Raw genomic sequence first — 14810 nt, forward strand, 5'->3', positions numbered from 1 at the left:
CAATCCTTTTCAACACTTCTAGGCTCGCTCGCCGGCATCGACGGTCGTCGACGTCCGCTGGTCGGCCATGGGATCCTCGGACTCGGCGGCCGGCAGCCCGTATTGGGAACCCTTGCTCAGGATAGTCAACGGGACGTACACGATGGGCCCCACCAGCATCGCTGCGAACGAGGCGAAGTACAGCGGGTACACGCCGGCCACTCCGAGTGCACCGACCGCGATACCGGTTGCAAGAGCGGTCATTCCACAGTAGTTCCAGTTCTTCACCCTACCCTCGCGGAACTCGACCAGCGTGCTCGGGGCGAGTTTGAGCAACTTGCGGCAGATGAAGTAGTCGCTGAGAAGGATGAAAATCCAGGTGTTGGTCATGATGCCGGTGACTGCGAGGAACTTGTCGGTGTACTGCAACACGTTGATCGGGTACAGCGCGATTCCGAGGACGACCAGCAGCACCATCCACCACTGCCGTCCGACGCGCTTCGGCGAGAGCACATCCCAGGCATTCGACAGTGCCAGTGATCCCGAGTAGAGATTCATCACGTTGATCCGGACCTGGGTCAGGATCGCGAAGACGACGCCGAGCACTCCCATCACCACCGCGAAGATCAGCCCGGGGTCGGTGGCGGCCAGCTCGCGGGCAGAGCGCTCACCGTCGAAGTACTCGATCATCGTGAACCCGAGGAAAACGCCGAGCACCATGACGACCGAGATCATCAACAGTTCGATCAGCATGACCCCACCGGTGCCGACGTAGGACACCGAGCGCTTCACGAAACGTCCGTAGTCGGTGGCGATGAGCGCCTGGAACACCACCTGGCCATTGGCCAGGCTCAGGGCCTGCCACATCGCGGTTGCCGTCACACCGTCTTCGACAACCCATTCGCCCGGCCCGGCGAGCACATAACCGTTGGCCAGCATCACCATTCCGATGACGAAGAGGATCAGGAATATCGGCATACCGAAGCGCTGCAGGACATTCATCGAATGCATACCCCGCCACGAGTAGTACAGCGCGATCAACGCGACGACGGCGAAGACCACGCTGGCCGCTGCGGAATCGATGGATATCCCGAGGATCTCACTGAGCCCGTGGGAGACGATGCTGCCCTCGAAGATGAAGTAGAAGACGTAGTTCACGGCGTAGACGAAGGAGGCGATAGCCGAACCCCGTGCGCCGAAACCCAAGCCGCGGGAAAGCAGTGGCAGCGAGAGGCCCTGCTGGCTGGCGATCCGCATGATCAGCGCACCGACCACCGTCGCACCGATGACCATATAGGCGATAGGGACGAGCACTCCCGGCCAGCCGACCAGAAATCCCATCTGGCCGCCCAACGCAAACCAGAACATCGCGGTCACGTTGCCGGTGAGCACGAGCAGGATGGCAGGTCGACGCCAGCGCTGGCTGTCCGGCACCCGGGTGGTCGCATAACTTTCCACCTGGTCGTCCAAACTGGTGGCCGGACCGTGGAAGTAGCTTCTCAAACTCAAGGCGTGAGTCCTTTCCGACTCGAGATCTGCGCGGGGTTCGGGCGCGTTCGGTGACATCACGTGGGCGGGACCGACGCCGGAGTCGTTTACCCGTGATGTGAACTACATCTCATCGGCGGTGCGGGCCGAAGTCAATGGACATTACTGCACCTCGCCGTGCATAAATGCAGCTGATTCAGCAGGCCGCCGCTACTCTTCAATTAAATTGCAGCGCAACATTTTTCAAGTTCGCGGCGGTTAGGCCTGACGCTTGCCGAGGCTGAGGTCGGGATGCGCCTCGACCGTGTCGCGCAGGAATGCACACACCGTACGCACCCGCTCAAGACGCTCCAGCTCGCGCGGTACGACCAACCAGTACAACCTGCGCACACTGAAGGCATCCGGTAGCACCCGGACCAGGCGTTCATCACCGTTGGCGATGTAGGCGGGCAACGGGGCGACACCGAGTCCGCTTCGGGCCGCGAGCCAATGCCCGGTGATGTTCGATATCTGCGCGTCGACATTCTGGACATGGGGTAGCTCGTCGAGAATCCTGAGCGGTTCCACGTCCATCAACGCGTTGACGTACCAGATGAGGGTATGCGCCCGCAGATCGGCAACTTTCGCGATGGGCGGGTGGGAGTCCAGGTACTCGGCGGTCGCGTAGAGGCCGAGGTGATAGTGGCACAGCACCTCGGAGCGAACCGCGCGCGACGTCGGCCGCTCCAACGTGACGGCCACGTCGAAGTGCCGCTCGGACACAGCGTTGTGCACGGTGGCCGTAACAAGCTCGACGGTCAGACGCGGGTGCGCATCCTTCAACTCGACGAGGTGTGGCGCGATGATGAACGCACCGAAACCATCGGTTGCCGTGATACGGATCGACCCGGTGAGGACATCGGGCGTCGCACCCTGGACATCGTAGGCGGCCATCACCGCCGACTCGACGGCCTCCGCGCGGGGCATCATCCGCTTACCCGCCTCGGTCAGTCGCCATCCGCTCGGAGCCCGGTCGAACAGCCTCTCCCCCACCGAGCGCTCGAGCGCGGTGATGCGTCGCCCCACCGTGGTGTGGTCGACCTCCAATACGCGGGAGGCGTCGCTCAGCCGACCGGCCCGGGCCACTTCGAGAAAGTAGCGAAGATTGTCCGCGCTGAGCATGGGACCTCCGATCGTGCATTTTTGCAGTACCCGGAGCGTATTTACTCGTTGACTCGTGCGCAAATCTCACTTCCCATGGTGGGGTGACTCAGACCGCACCTCAGCCCTCGACCATCAGCCACTGGTCGAACAACCAACTCTTTCAAGGCTCTTCGGGTCAGACCGCTCCGGTGACGAATCCGGCCTCCGGCGCGGTGACCGGTCGGGTCGCGTTGGCCTCGGTCGCCGATGCCCAGGCCGTCATCGACGCCGCCGCCGCGGCGTTCCCGGCCTGGCGGGACACCTCGCTGGCCAAGCGCACCCAGATCCTGTTCCGCTTCCGCGAACTGCTCAACTCCCGCAAAGGCGAGCTGGCCGAAATCATCACCAGCGAGCACGGCAAGGTCGTCTCCGACGCCCTCGGCGAGGTCGCCCGCGGCCAGGAGGTCGTCGAGTTCGCCTGCGGCATCCCGCATCTGCTCAAGGGCGGCTTCACCGAGAACGCGTCGACCAAAATCGACGTCTACTCGGTACGCCAGCCGCTGGGCCCGGTCGCGATCATCTCGCCGTTCAACTTCCCCGCCATGGTCCCGATGTGGTTCTTCCCGGTCGCCATCGCCGCGGGCAACACCGTCGTGCTGAAGCCCTCGGAGAAGGACCCGTCGGCGTCGCTGTGGCTGGCCGAACTGTGGAAGGAAGCCGGCCTGCCCGAAGGCGTCTTCAACGTGCTCCAGGGCGACAAGACCGCCGTCGACGAGCTGCTCACCAACCCCAAGATCAAGAGCGTCAGCTTCGTCGGGTCCACCCCGATCGCGCAGTACGTGTACTCCACCGGCACCGCCGCGGGCAAGCGGGTCCAGGCCCTCGGTGGCGCCAAGAACCACGCCGTGATCCTGCCCGACGCCGACCTCGATCTGGCCGCCGACGCGATGGTCAACGCCGGCTTCGGTAGCGCCGGCGAGCGCTGCATGGCCATCAGCGCGTGTGTAGCCGTCGGACCCATCGCCGACGACCTGGTCGCCAAGATCCGCGAACGCACCACCGGCCTCAAGATCGGCGACGGCACCAAGAACACCGACATGGGTCCTCTGGTCACCAAGGCCCACCGCGACAAGGTCGCCTCCTACATCGACGCCGGCGAGGCTGCCGGCGCCAAGGTCGTCGTCGACGGACGCACCGTGCAGGCCGACGGTTCCGCTGACGGGTTCTGGCTGGGCCCCACCCTGCTCGACAACGTCACCCCCGACATGACCGTCTACACCGACGAGATCTTCGGCCCCGTCCTGTCGGTGGTCCGGGTGGACACCTACGACCAGGCGCTGGAACTGATCAACAGCAACCCCTACGGCAACGGCACCGCGATCTTCACCAACGACGGCGGCGCGGCCCGGCGGTTCCAGAACGAGGTCGAGGTCGGCATGGTCGGCATCAACGTGCCCATCCCCGTGCCGATGGCCTACTACAGCTTCGGCGGCTGGAAGGCCTCGCTGTTCGGTGACTCCCACGCCCACGGGATGGACGGCGTGCAGTTCTTCACCCGCCAGAAGGCCATCACGCAGCGCTGGCTGGACCCCTCGCACGGCGGCATCAACCTCGGCTTCCCCGAGAACGGATAATCCCATGTCTTACAACGTGACTCTTCCTCGACACAGCAAGATCGGCGCCGGTGCCGCGGCCGACCTCGGGACGCTGTGCGCACAGGTCGGCATCGCGCGTCCGGTCCTCGTGACCGACGGGTACCTCACCCAGACCGGCCAGGCGGACCGGTTGATGAGCATCCTGCGCCAGGCCGGTTGCGAGCCGGCACTGTTCTCCGAGACGGTGCCCGATCCGACATCGTCATCCCTGGCGCCCGGACTCGAGACCGTGCGGCGGCATCGGGCCGACGGTGTCATCGGATTCGGTGGCGGTAGCCCCATGGACACCGCGAAGGCGCTCGCCGTGCTGGCAGTCGCCGACGGCGACATCGCCTCCTTCAAGGCGCCGAACCTCTACGCCGGACCGGCACTGCCCATCATCGCGGTACCGACCACCGCCGGAAGTGGTTCGGAGGCCACACAGTTCACGGTGATCACCGATGACGACACCGATGAGAAAATGCTGTGCCCCGGCCTGTCGTTCCTTCCGGTCGCCACGGTCATCGACTTCGAGTTGACGATATCGATGCCGGCACGCCTGACCGCCGACACCGGTGTCGACGCGCTGACGCATGCCATCGAGGCCTTTGTGAGCCGTCGGGCGAATCCGTTCAGCGACGGGTTGGCGCTGGTGGCGATGCGCACCATCAGCGGCAACCTCAGGCGCGCGTACGCCGACGGCGAGGATCGTGCCGCGCGGGAAGCGATGATGCTGGCCTCCACGCAGGCCGGAATGGCGTTCTCCAATGCCAGCGTGGCCCTGGTGCACGGAATGAGCCGTCCCATCGGCGGGCATTTTCATGTCGCACATGGCCTGTCGAACGCGATGCTGCTGCCGGCCGTGACCAGATTCTCGGCACAGGCAGCCACGGCCCGGTATGCCGAGTGTGCGCGCGCGATGCGCCTCGCCGACGATTCCGCCAGTGATGCCGTGGCCGCGGGTGCGCTGGTCGATGAACTCGACGCACTGTGCGCCGATGTCTCGGTGCCATCGCCCGCGCAGTACGGCATCGACGCGACGGAGTGGGATTCGCGCCTTGAGGTGATGGCTACGCAGGCGCTGGCCTCCGGATCCCCGGGCAACAACCCGCGGGTTCCCGACGCCGACGAGGTGATCGAGCTGTATCAGGCGATCTACCAGTAAAACCGGGCCGGTTCCCGGTCCGTATCGTGGCCCGCGCAGGGCCGCCAGTGGGCAGTCCACCGGCATGACGCTGCCCGCGGTGGACCGGCTCAGTGGTGACCTCGCAGTCGCGACCGCGCTGACCTGTCCTGGCAGTCGCTGGTACTGACGGAGTCTCGTGGTGACACCGGTGCGGCTCGCGTCGTGCCGGTGTCGCCGACGGCTGTGCACATCGCCCGGGTTGCGGCCGTCATGCGACTGGCCGACACCGCCGAGGACGGCCCCGAGGGTCTGGATGCGTTATGCGGCGCACGCACCGAGGCGGTCTTGTCGCTTGTTGTCCCACCCGCGTTGATCGCCGGCCTATGCCATCGGGCCCGGTGCGCTTGCCGTCCTCTTCGTGCCGGCAGCCCCGTGGTCTGCCGGCGCCAACGAAGGCGCTGATTTCCGCTGACGATGACGTCGTCGAGGCCTACGGATCCGGTGCTGTTGGCTTAGGCGGTCACGGTCCGCCGTTTCATCGGTGCGGGATCGTCCCACTCGCCGTCGTGAACCATCGCACCGAGCCGAGACGGCATACTCACTTGCACTCGCCAAGCGCTGACATCGTCAGTCAGAAAGCCTGACATACACAAAACCCATGGAAACGGCCCCCGGAGTGTCCTCCGAGGGCCGTTTCACCTAGTAGCGGGGACAGGATTCGAACCTGCGACCTCTGGGTTATGAGCCCAGCGAGCTACCGAGCTGCTCCACCCCGCGACGGGCAGAAGCTAGGTTACCGGCGTGTAGCTGCGGCTCCAAATCGCCTGTTCAGGGCAGCGATCACCGCGATAACGGCCACCCCTGCCGGCGCACCCGGTCGCCTCCACGATGGGCTGCCGGATGTCCCGCTTCCGGCCGCCGCAGCGCGCCGCCGACTCGTTCGTCGCCTGGGCCGCCGATGCGTCGGACCGGCAGATGGAAGCGGACTTCTATTCGCGGGTGGACAAAACCCGACTGTTCGCCGACGGCTACATCGCCGGACGGTCGCGCCACGACTTGCCGCGTCGCGCGGCGACGTGCGCGGCCATGCGGACCGGGGCATCGGCGAGCGGACGGCCCCGGTAGTTGCCTCGCCGCTCGACGATCTCGAAGTACACCTGCGAGCCGATGACCGCGGTATAGGCATGCAGGTACTCGCCGTCGGCGCTGCGGTCGTAAAGGACGTTCAGCCGGCGGATCCGATCCACGAACTCGTCGGTGAGATCCAGCCGAGCCTGCAGATCGACGTAGTAGTTATCCGGGATACGCAAGATCGGGGCGTCCGCGGGTAACGCGCCCAAGGTGGACACGATGTCCTCGGTGAGGAACGCGATGTGCTGGGGTGTCTGGACACCCGGGGTCCACTTCCCCCGGCGGAGCAGTGGACCGTCCAGCGCCACACCGAATCCGGACGGCTGCCGCGCGCGGAGCAGATGACTGCGCACCAGCCCGTAGGGTCCCGGATACTCCGCCACCTCCTCGGTGCGCATTCCGAGTACGGAACGATAGAACAACACGCTTTCGTCGTACCGATCGAAGGGGGCGGTGACCGAGACGTGGTCGATATCGGTGATGCCGGCGTCTGCGACCGCACCGGTCGCAGATTCGACGTCGAAGTCGCGGCGCCAATCCCGTTCGGGCTCACCCGAAACGAAGAACACCGATACACCGTCCGGCGCCGCGACGGCAGGCAGATCTGCCTCTCCCGGATGCACCACGCGGGGAAGGGCAGCCACGTTGAGACCCTCAGCCGTGGCGGCGAAGCTCGCGGGATCCTCGGTGTCGAAACCGATCGCGGCGATCGCGGTGGAATCGTCCTCGGCTGCATCGGTGACCACGGTCACCAGGATGGTGACATCGTGTTGCGTCCACGCCGTCACCTTCTTCGTGCGGTGCGTCGCCGACTGCGTGAATCCCAGTGCGGACAACGCGTGTTCAGCGGTGGCGAGGCTGGTCGGCGTGACGCTCAGTTCGACGAACGCCACGTCGAACCGCTGCCGCGGCAGCGCGTCGTCGAGGCCGGCTTCGAGCGCGCCGAGCGACCGCACCGCGTCGATCGCCGTACGGACCGGCGAGGACTGCCGGAACACGTCGTTGAACACCTCCAACGACAGCGGACCCCGGTATCCGACGTCCAGTACGGCCGCGGTGAACGCGACGAGGTCGAACGCCCCCTCCCCCGGAAACAACCGGTAGTGCCTGCTCCACTGCAACACGTCCATGTCCTTGTGCGGTGCGTCAGCGAGCTGGAGGAAGAAGATCTTGTCGCCGGGCACGTCGGCGAGTTCGGACATCGTCGACGATCTCGACAGGATGTGGAAGCTGTCCAGACACAGGCCGACGGCGGGGTGGTCAGCACGGCGGACCGCATCCCAGGATTGCTGCCAGAGATCGACCGTGCGTCCCCAGGCCAAAGCCTCGTAGGCGATTCGCATGCCTCGGCGTGCGGCGGCCTCCCCTGCCGCACGCAATTGCGTTGCCAGCTCGTCGATGTCGGCCACAGCATCGCCTGAGGCATTGGAACAGACCAGAATCAAGTCGACGCCGAGCTCGGCCATGACGTCGAATTTTCGGTCAAGACGGATGAGGTTGCGCTCGAACTGCTCGCGGTCGGTGCTGTCGAGGTCCCGGAACGGTTGATACAGGACGATGGCCAACCCGAGTTCTTCACACCGCTTCCGAACCTCCGCCGGGCTGGATGTCGATGCGACGAGGTCGGGTTCGAACAGTTCGATCCCGTCGAACCCGGCATGGGCGGCGGCGACGAGCTTGTCGTCGAGCGTCCCGGACAGGCAGACCGTCGCGATGGTCTTGAGGTGCCGGTTGGAGGTGAGAGTCATGGTGAATCGCCTTCTTTCGGAACGAGGGTTGTCGGCACCGGTCACTCCTGCACGCGTTTGAGCGTGGGGTCCAGCTGCTTCTGGAGTTCGGCGAACGAGGTTCCGTAGGTCGCGATCACGCGGATCCCGTCCTTGCCGAGGGCGAACGTCGCCAGTTCGGTGTACACCCGGCTGACGCACGCCAAGCCCGTCAGCGGATACGTGCACTGCGGCACCAGTTTCGGTGTGCCGTCCTTGGCGAACAGAGTCATCATGACGAAGACGTCCTTGGCGCCGATCGCCAGGTCCATGGCGCCGCCGACCGCCGGGATCGCCCCGGGCGCCCCGGTGTGCCAGTTCGCCAGGTCCCCGCGTTCAGACACTTGGAACGCGCCGAGAACGCACACGTCGAGATGGCCGCCCCGCATCATCGCGAACGAGTCGGCATGGTGGAAGTACGCCGCGCCGGGCAGCTCGGTGACCGGGATCTTGCCGGCGTTGATCAGATCCGGGTCGATCTCGTCACCGACGGCCTCGCGCCCCATCCCCAGCATGCCGTTCTCGGTGTGCAGCACGATCCCGCTGTCGGGGGCCAGGTAGTCCGAGACTTTCGTGGGCTGTCCGATGCCGAGGTTGACGAACGACCCGGGTGGGATGTCGGCGGCGACGGCCCGCGCCATCTCGTCGCGCCCGAGCGGTGCCCGGTCGACGTTCTCGACGGTCTCCGACACGGTGAGGGCGATGGTCACGAGGCCTCCGATACCGAGGTGGTCGCCGCGCTGAGGTCCAGCACCCGATCGACGTAGATGGACGGCGTCACCACCACTTCCGGGTCGATGTCGCCGGTCTCGACGACCGCCGACACCTCGACGATGGTCAGGGCGGCGGCCGTCGCCATGACCGGTCCGAAGTTGCGTGCGGTCTTGCGGTAGACGAGGTTGCCCATCCGGTCGCTGCGATAGGCGCCGATGAGGGCCACGTCGCCGCGAATCGGATACTCCAGGACGTAGTCGCGGCCGTCGATCGTGCGCGTCTCACGCCCCTTCGCCAGGTCGGTGCCGAACCCGGTGGGACAGAAGAACGCGCCGATTCCGGCACCCGCGGCCCGCATCCGTTCGGCGAGGTTGCCCTGCGGCACCACCTCGAGATCGATCCGGCCCGCACGGTAGAGCTCGTCGAACACATGCGAATCGCTTTGCCGCGGAAACGAACAGATGATCCGGCGCACCCGCCCGGCGGCCAGCAGCGCGGCCAGACCGGTGTCGCCGTTGCCGGCGTTGTTGCTGACGATGGTCAGGTCGGTGGCGCCGTTGTCGATGAGCGCGTCGATCAGCACGGTGGGCATGCCGGCCATGCCGAAGCCGCCGACCAGAACGGTCGACCCGTCGCCGATGCCGGCCACCGCCTCCTGCGGGTCGCCGGTGATGAGCGTCATCGGGCATCGCCGCGGGTGTCGTAATCGGACAGCACGTCGGCGGCGATGCGGAACGCGGAGTTGGCGTCGGGGACACCGCAGTAGATCGCGGTCTGCATGATCAGCTCCTTGATGTCGTCGTTGGTCAGTCCGTTGCGGCGAGCGGCACGCAGGTGCATCGCGAATTCCTCGTGGTGGCCCCGCGCGATCAGGGCGGTCAACGTGATCATCGAGCGGCTGCGGCGGTCCAGCCCGGGTCGGGTCCAGATGCCGCCCCACGCGTACTCGGTGATCATGCGCTGGAAGTCCGCGGTCAGGTCGGTGGTGGCGGCGACGGCGCGGTCGACGTGGGAGTCGCCGAGCACCTCGCGACGGACGGCCATGCCGGCCCGGTAGACGTCGTCGACGGTGCCGGCGACCGGAGACGGCGACAGTCCGACGTGCTGCGCGATCAGTGCCGCGATCCGGTCGGGCGCCTCGGCGGGTGCGAGGTGGCCGACCCCGTCCAGCACGACAAGCTCGCCGTTCGATACGTCGGTCACGATGCGCTGCAACGACTCCGGTGGGGTGGGCACGTCGTCGCGGCCCGCGATCGCGAGGACGGGTAGGGCGATCTCAGGCAACTGTCGCGTGACGTCGAAGTCGGCCAGCGCCTCGCAAGTCGACGCGTAGGACTGCGGATCGGTGTGGCTCAGGCTGTCCATCAGTGCCGCCGCGACGCCGGGGCGGCGCTCGACGAAACCGGCTGCGAACCAGCGCTGCGGCGAGGCGGCAACCATCGGGGCGATGCCGTCGGCGCGTACGGTGGCGGCGCGCTCGCGCCAGCCATCTGGGGTGCCGATCACCGCGCCGGTGCACATCAGCGTCGCGGTGCTCATCCGGTTCGGCGCGTCGAGGGCCAACTGCAGGCCCACGGCACCACCCACGGAATCGCCTGCGTAGTGGAAACTCTGGGCACCGAGTCGGTCCGCGAGCGCGAGTACCGCAGCGGCGAGGTCGGCGATGGTGAATGCCGCGGCGGGGGCGCTGCGGCCGTGGCCGGGCAGGTCCCAGCCGACGAGACGGGCGCGGGTGACGAGCCGGTCGACGACCAAACCCCACAGCGTGGCCGCCGAGGTCCCCAGCGATGGACCGAGCAGGATGAGCGGCCCGTCGACAGGTCCGCCGAAGTCGACGGCGGCCAGCGTGGGAACGGTCACGAGGACTCCTCGAGGAAGCGGCGGGCACGGCTCAGCGTCGCGTCGACGATGCGATCCGCCGCACCGGTGTAGTCGGAAAATGCGGGCCGACCGGTCAATTCGGTCATCGTCCACTGTTCGGAAAGCACGCCCTCGACGGCGGCAAGGTTGGCGGCGGCGCGGGTCTCGTCGATTCGCAGCCCGCACACCAGGTCGGAGGTGTGCGCGGCGGCGACGACGGTACGCCGCGCGAGTGTCCGCAGCGTAGCCCATTCCGCGTGCCAGGCGCCGTCGGAACGTTCGTCGACGCTCTCAGCGGATGCGGCGTGCAGAATGGCGCCCAGCGGTCCCGCCGTGAGCGCCGCGCGCCGGATCAGCACGGCGCGCACGGGATTGTTCTTGTGCGGCATGGTCGACGATCCGCCTCCGCTGCCCTCGGCCAGCTCGCCGATTTCGGGACGACTGCCCGTCGTCACGTCGGCGGCGATGTGTCCCCATGCGTCGCAGCACGTCACCAGCGCGTCACCGATCCGGGTGAGCGGCGAACGTGTGGTGTGCCACGGCAGCGCGGGCGCCAGCATCAACTCATCGGCCAACGCATCGCTCAAGGCCAGTGCTGCGTCGACCGACCCGGCGAGTTCGGTGGTGGCGGCGAGCGTGCCCGCCGCGCCGCCGACCTGGACGGGCAGCGCTGTGCGCAGGCCGGTCAGCGGCTCGGCCGCGTCGAGCACGCCCCCGAGCCAGCGGGCGATCTTCACACCGAGGGTGCTCGGCAGCGCCGCCTGGGTCAGGGTGTGCGCCAACACCGGTGCACCACGGTGGGTTTCAATGAGATCGGACAGCGCGCGAACCTGCGCGGTGCACTCGGCGCCGACCCTGATGAGGACGTCACGCAGGCAGATGACCAGCGCCGTGTCGAGCACGTCCTGGCTGGTCAGGCCGCGGTGCAGCCACCGCGCCGTCTCCCCGTCCGAGCGGTCCCGGAGCAACGCGACCAGGGCGCTGACGGGGTTGCCGTCGACGTCGGCGCGCCGTGCGATCGTCTCGACGTCGCCGTCGGCGACGCGCAGATCCGCCCGGGCGTCCGACGGTGCGATGCCGGCGTCGACCAGACAGCCGAGCCATGCCTGCTCCACGCCGACCATCGCGGCGAGGAACGCGTCGTCGCTCATCAGGTCACCCGCGAGATGATCCCCCGGCCAGAAGAGATCGGTCACCGTCGCTGCCCGGGATAACGCAGGAAGACGGTCTCGGGCGCCCCTGGTGCGTCCTGCAATTGGACGTCGAAGTGCAGGCCGGCACGGTCGCGCCTGGCGATCAGGGTTCGACGGCGTTCAGGCGGCAGCGAGGCCAGTAGCGCATCGTCGGCCAGGTGGTCCCCCGGGACGTAGACGCGGGTGAACAGCCGGTTGAGCAGTCCGCGCGCGAACACGGTCATCAGGATGAACGGCGCCGCCCCTGGCCGGGCCGGGCCGGGGATCACGGTGGAGAACGAGTACCGGCCGTCGTCGCCGGTGCTCGCCCGACCCCATCCGGTGAAGGTGAAGCCGTCCCGGTGCAGTGACCCGGCGGACGTGGGAACCGCGCCGTCGGCGTCGGCCTGCCAGATCTCCAGCAGCGCGTCGGGTACCGGGCGACCGTCACCCGCGGCGACGATGCCCGACAGTTGAACGGCATTCGGCGAACCGGGGGGCACGAGTTCGTGGCACCGGTCGAACGGCAGAGCGTATCCGAAGAACGGGCCGACGGTCTGTCCCGGAGTCGCGGTCAGCAATGCACCCATCAGTGGTCGCCTCCCTGGTCGGCGCTCTCGGTCGGGGTGGATGTCGCGCCGCTGAGCACGATGTCCCAGCGGTACCCCGTCGCCCACTCGTGGGTGGTGACACCGTGGTCGTAGGTGGCAACCAACCGCTCCCGCGCCTTGCGGTCGGTGATGGCCTGATAAATCGGGTCCAGGCCGAACAGCGGATCATTGGGAAAGTACATCTGGGTGACCATCCGCTGCGTGAATTCCGTTCCGAACAGCGAGAAGTGGATGTGCGCGGGGCGCCAGGCATTGCGGTGGTTCTTCCACGGGTACGGTCCCGGCTTGATGGTGGTGAACCGGTAGGTGCCGTCGTCGTCGGTCAGGCAGCGGCCGACGCCCGTGAAGTTGGGGTCGATCGCCGCCGGATGCTGGTCACGCTTGTGGACGTAGCGCCCACCCGCATTGGCCTGCCAGATCTCGACGAGCTGGCGCCGCACGGGCCGCCCGTCGCCGTCGAGTACCCGACCGGTCACCACCATCCGCTCACCGATCGGTTCACCTCCGTGCTGGATGGTGAGATCGGCTTCGAGCGGGTCGACATCGCGTTCGGAGAAACACGGTGTCCACAGTTCGACTCCCTCGGGGTCCGCGTGGTGGAGGTCCTTGGTGGGATGGCGCAGCAGGCTACTGCGGTACGGCGGGTAGTCGAGCCGGGGCTGCGTCTCCTCGACCCCGGCGCGCTCGTAAGCCGTTGCGATCGCTGCCATCTGCGCGCTGATCGCCTGCTGGCTGGCGGTGGCGCTGTCGGAGTCGGCCGCGATCGGCATCGTGGCGTTCTGCACGGTCGTGTTCTGCACCGCTGCTCCTCAGTGGTCGACGAGTTCCCGCGCGGAGCCGGGCGCCCTGCCCAGCAACGCGGTCGGGACGTCCTTGGTTTCCTTCGCCGTCAGCGCGGCGCCGGCCGCGATGAGGCAGACCACTGCGGTGAAGATGGTGATGACCACCCAGCCACCCTCCTCTACGCCACCGAGTGCCGTCACGATCGCCGGCGCGAAGCCCGCGACGAGGAAGCCCAGCTGGGTTCCGATCGCCAACCCGGAGAATCGAACTCGGGTGGAGAACATCTCGCCGTAGAACGACGGCCACACCGCGTTCGCGGCGGCATAGCCGAACGAGAACGTGGCGATCGCCAACGCGAACATCAGCAGCGTGTTTCCACTACTCATCGAGAGCAGATAGAACGGCATGAGCACTGCCGAGGACAGCGCACCGTAGATGTAGACCGGCTTGCGGCCGATGCGATCGGCCAGCTTTCCGAAGAGTGGCTGTGTCCCCAGTGCCACGATGTTCGCGACCACGACCAGCCACAGCGTCACGTCCGAGTCCAGCCCCATCTTCTTGCCGTAGGCGATGGCCAGGTTGGCGAACACCGTTGACACCGCAGCGATGAAGGCGCACAAAATCACCCGCAAGACGTCGCGCCAGTGATTGCGCATCAGGGGCTTCAGCGGCATCCGGGCGATGGTTCCCTTGCTCTTGGCATCCTCGAATTCGGGTGTCTCGTGCAGCCGACGCCGGATGAAGTAGGCGACCACAACGACGAAGGCGCTCAGCCAGAACGGAACTCGCCAGCCCCAGGAGTACAGGTCTTCATCGGGCAGCGCGACGATCGGGATGACGACGAGCGAGGCCAGGATCAGCCCGCCCTGCGTTCCGGTCAGCGTCCACGACGTGAAGAAGGCGCGCTGGTTGTCGGGAGAATGTTCCAAGGTCAGCGAGCTGGCGCCGGCCTGCTCTCCGGCGGCCGAGAAGCCCTGCAACAGACGGCAAGTGACCAGCAGGATGGGCGCGAGCACCCCGGCCGTGTCGTACGTCGGAAGGCAACCGATCGCGAAGGTCGAGACACCCATGAGGATGAGAGTGAACATCAGCACGTTGCGGCGCCCGATCCGGTCACCGAAGTGACCGATCACGAAGGCGCCGACGGGCCTGGCGATGTAGGCGACGCCGAGTGTGGCGAACGACTGCGCCAACGCGACCGTGTCGTTGCCCTCGGGGAAGAAGACTTTCGGGAAAACCAGCGCGGCAACGAAACCGAAGACGAAGAAGTCGTAATACTCGACGGCGCTGCCCATGAAGCTGGCCAGCGCGGCCTTCTTCGGCGTCCGTTCGGGTGTGCCGGCGGGGCCGCTGTCTGACGGCCCGTGGTCCGGCGGGCCGCTGCCGGGTGGATTGCTGTCGATGATGCTCATGGGTTCCTCCTA

At 66.9% G+C, this 14810-nt stretch carries 12 protein-coding genes and 1 tRNA gene; 2 read left to right on the top strand and 11 right to left on the bottom strand.

Going from position 1 to position 14810, the window contains the following annotated elements; genetic code table 11:
• Positions 1-18 precede the first annotated feature (18 nt).
• Entirely contained in the window at positions 19-1488 is a 1470-nt protein-coding gene (locus NTM_RS27510; protein ID WP_104865832.1) for a purine-cytosine permease family protein, read from the bottom strand.
• A gap of 237 nt (positions 1489-1725) precedes the next feature.
• Positions 1726-2628 carry a LysR family transcriptional regulator gene (locus NTM_RS27515; protein WP_104865776.1) on the bottom strand — a complete coding sequence of 301 codons (903 nt, stop codon included), beginning with the start codon at positions 2626-2628 and terminating at the stop codon, positions 1726-1728.
• Positions 2629-2711: 83 nt separating this feature from the next.
• Here NTM_RS27515 and NTM_RS27520 point away from each other — a divergent pair, with 83 nt between their 5' ends.
• Together NTM_RS27520 and NTM_RS27525 are read left to right on the top strand one after the other, a co-directional pair.
• Positions 2712-4223, top strand: a complete 1512-nt coding sequence (locus tag NTM_RS27520) for a CoA-acylating methylmalonate-semialdehyde dehydrogenase (RefSeq protein WP_163769196.1) — start codon at positions 2712-2714, stop codon at positions 4221-4223.
• A 4-nt stretch (positions 4224-4227) separates the two neighbouring features.
• A complete protein-coding gene (locus NTM_RS27525; protein WP_104863211.1) occupies positions 4228-5388 on the top strand; it encodes an iron-containing alcohol dehydrogenase in 1161 nt (386 codons plus the stop codon).
• A 664-nt stretch (positions 5389-6052) separates the two neighbouring features.
• Here the strand turns inward: NTM_RS27525 and NTM_RS27530 are convergent.
• The 9 genes from NTM_RS27530 to NTM_RS27570 form a co-directional block, all read right to left on the bottom strand.
• Positions 6053-6126 (bottom strand) — tRNA-Met (locus tag NTM_RS27530).
• 251 nt (positions 6127-6377) lie between these two features.
• The gene (locus NTM_RS27535; protein ID WP_163769197.1) at positions 6378-8228 is read right to left on the bottom strand and encodes a sugar phosphate isomerase/epimerase and 4-hydroxyphenylpyruvate domain-containing protein; all 1851 of its coding nucleotides are present in this window, start codon (positions 8226-8228) and stop codon (positions 6378-6380) included.
• 41 nt (positions 8229-8269) lie between these two features.
• On the bottom strand, positions 8270-8887 hold the full coding sequence (locus NTM_RS27540; RefSeq protein WP_163769656.1) for a 3-oxoacid CoA-transferase subunit B: 618 nt from the start codon (positions 8885-8887) through the stop codon (positions 8270-8272).
• Positions 8888-8952: 65 nt separating this feature from the next.
• Entirely contained in the window at positions 8953-9642 is a 690-nt protein-coding gene (locus NTM_RS27545) for a 3-oxoacid CoA-transferase subunit A (protein ID WP_104863209.1), read from the bottom strand.
• The gene (gene pcaDC / locus NTM_RS27550) at positions 9639-10820 is read right to left on the bottom strand and encodes a bifunctional 3-oxoadipate enol-lactonase/4-carboxymuconolactone decarboxylase PcaDC (protein WP_163769198.1); all 1182 of its coding nucleotides are present in this window, start codon (positions 10818-10820) and stop codon (positions 9639-9641) included. Before pcaDC ends, NTM_RS27545 begins: the two co-directional genes overlap by 4 nt.
• The gene (locus NTM_RS27555) at positions 10817-12016 is read right to left on the bottom strand and encodes a lyase family protein (RefSeq protein ID WP_163769199.1); all 1200 of its coding nucleotides are present in this window, start codon (positions 12014-12016) and stop codon (positions 10817-10819) included. Before NTM_RS27555 ends, pcaDC begins: the two co-directional genes overlap by 4 nt.
• The gene (gene pcaG, locus NTM_RS27560; protein WP_163769200.1) at positions 12013-12582 is read right to left on the bottom strand and encodes a protocatechuate 3,4-dioxygenase subunit alpha; all 570 of its coding nucleotides are present in this window, start codon (positions 12580-12582) and stop codon (positions 12013-12015) included. The genes NTM_RS27555 and pcaG overlap by 4 nt, the downstream gene beginning before the upstream one ends.
• The gene (gene pcaH, locus NTM_RS27565; RefSeq protein WP_163769657.1) at positions 12582-13373 is read right to left on the bottom strand and encodes a protocatechuate 3,4-dioxygenase subunit beta; all 792 of its coding nucleotides are present in this window, start codon (positions 13371-13373) and stop codon (positions 12582-12584) included. Before pcaH ends, pcaG begins: the two co-directional genes overlap by 1 nt.
• 39 nt (positions 13374-13412) lie before the next feature.
• Positions 13413-14798, bottom strand: coding sequence for an MFS transporter (locus NTM_RS27570; RefSeq protein ID WP_163769201.1), 1386 nt, complete (start codon positions 14796-14798; stop codon positions 13413-13415).
• Positions 14799-14810: the final 12 nt, after the last annotated feature.

The organism is Mycolicibacterium parafortuitum, from assembly GCF_010725485.1.
In the GTDB taxonomy this organism is placed as follows: Bacteria; Actinomycetota; Actinomycetes; order Mycobacteriales; family Mycobacteriaceae; genus Mycobacterium.

Bases quoted from the DNA above. Each gene is read 5' to 3' on its own strand.
- NTM_RS27515 (WP_104865776.1), bottom strand. From the start codon at position 2,628: ATGCTCAGCGCGGACAATCTTCGCTACTTTCTCGAAGTGGCCCGGGCC.
- pcaH (WP_163769657.1), bottom strand. From the start codon at position 13,373: ATGCCGATCGCGGCCGACTCCGACAGCGCCACCGCCAGCCAGCAGGCG.
- NTM_RS27540 (WP_163769656.1), bottom strand. From the start codon at position 8,887: ATGGCGCGGGCCGTCGCCGCCGACATCCCACCCGGGTCGTTCGTCAAC.
- NTM_RS27525 (WP_104863211.1), top strand. From the start codon at position 4,228: ATGTCTTACAACGTGACTCTTCCTCGACACAGCAAGATCGGCGCCGGT.
- NTM_RS27545 (WP_104863209.1), bottom strand. From the start codon at position 9,642: ATGACGCTCATCACCGGCGACCCGCAGGAGGCGGTGGCCGGCATCGGC.
- pcaG (WP_163769200.1), bottom strand. From the start codon at position 12,582: ATGGGTGCATTGCTGACCGCGACTCCGGGACAGACCGTCGGCCCGTTC.
- NTM_RS27570 (WP_163769201.1), bottom strand. From the start codon at position 14,798: ATGAGCATCATCGACAGCAATCCACCCGGCAGCGGCCCGCCGGACCAC.
- NTM_RS27535 (WP_163769197.1), bottom strand. From the start codon at position 8,228: ATGACTCTCACCTCCAACCGGCACCTCAAGACCATCGCGACGGTCTGC.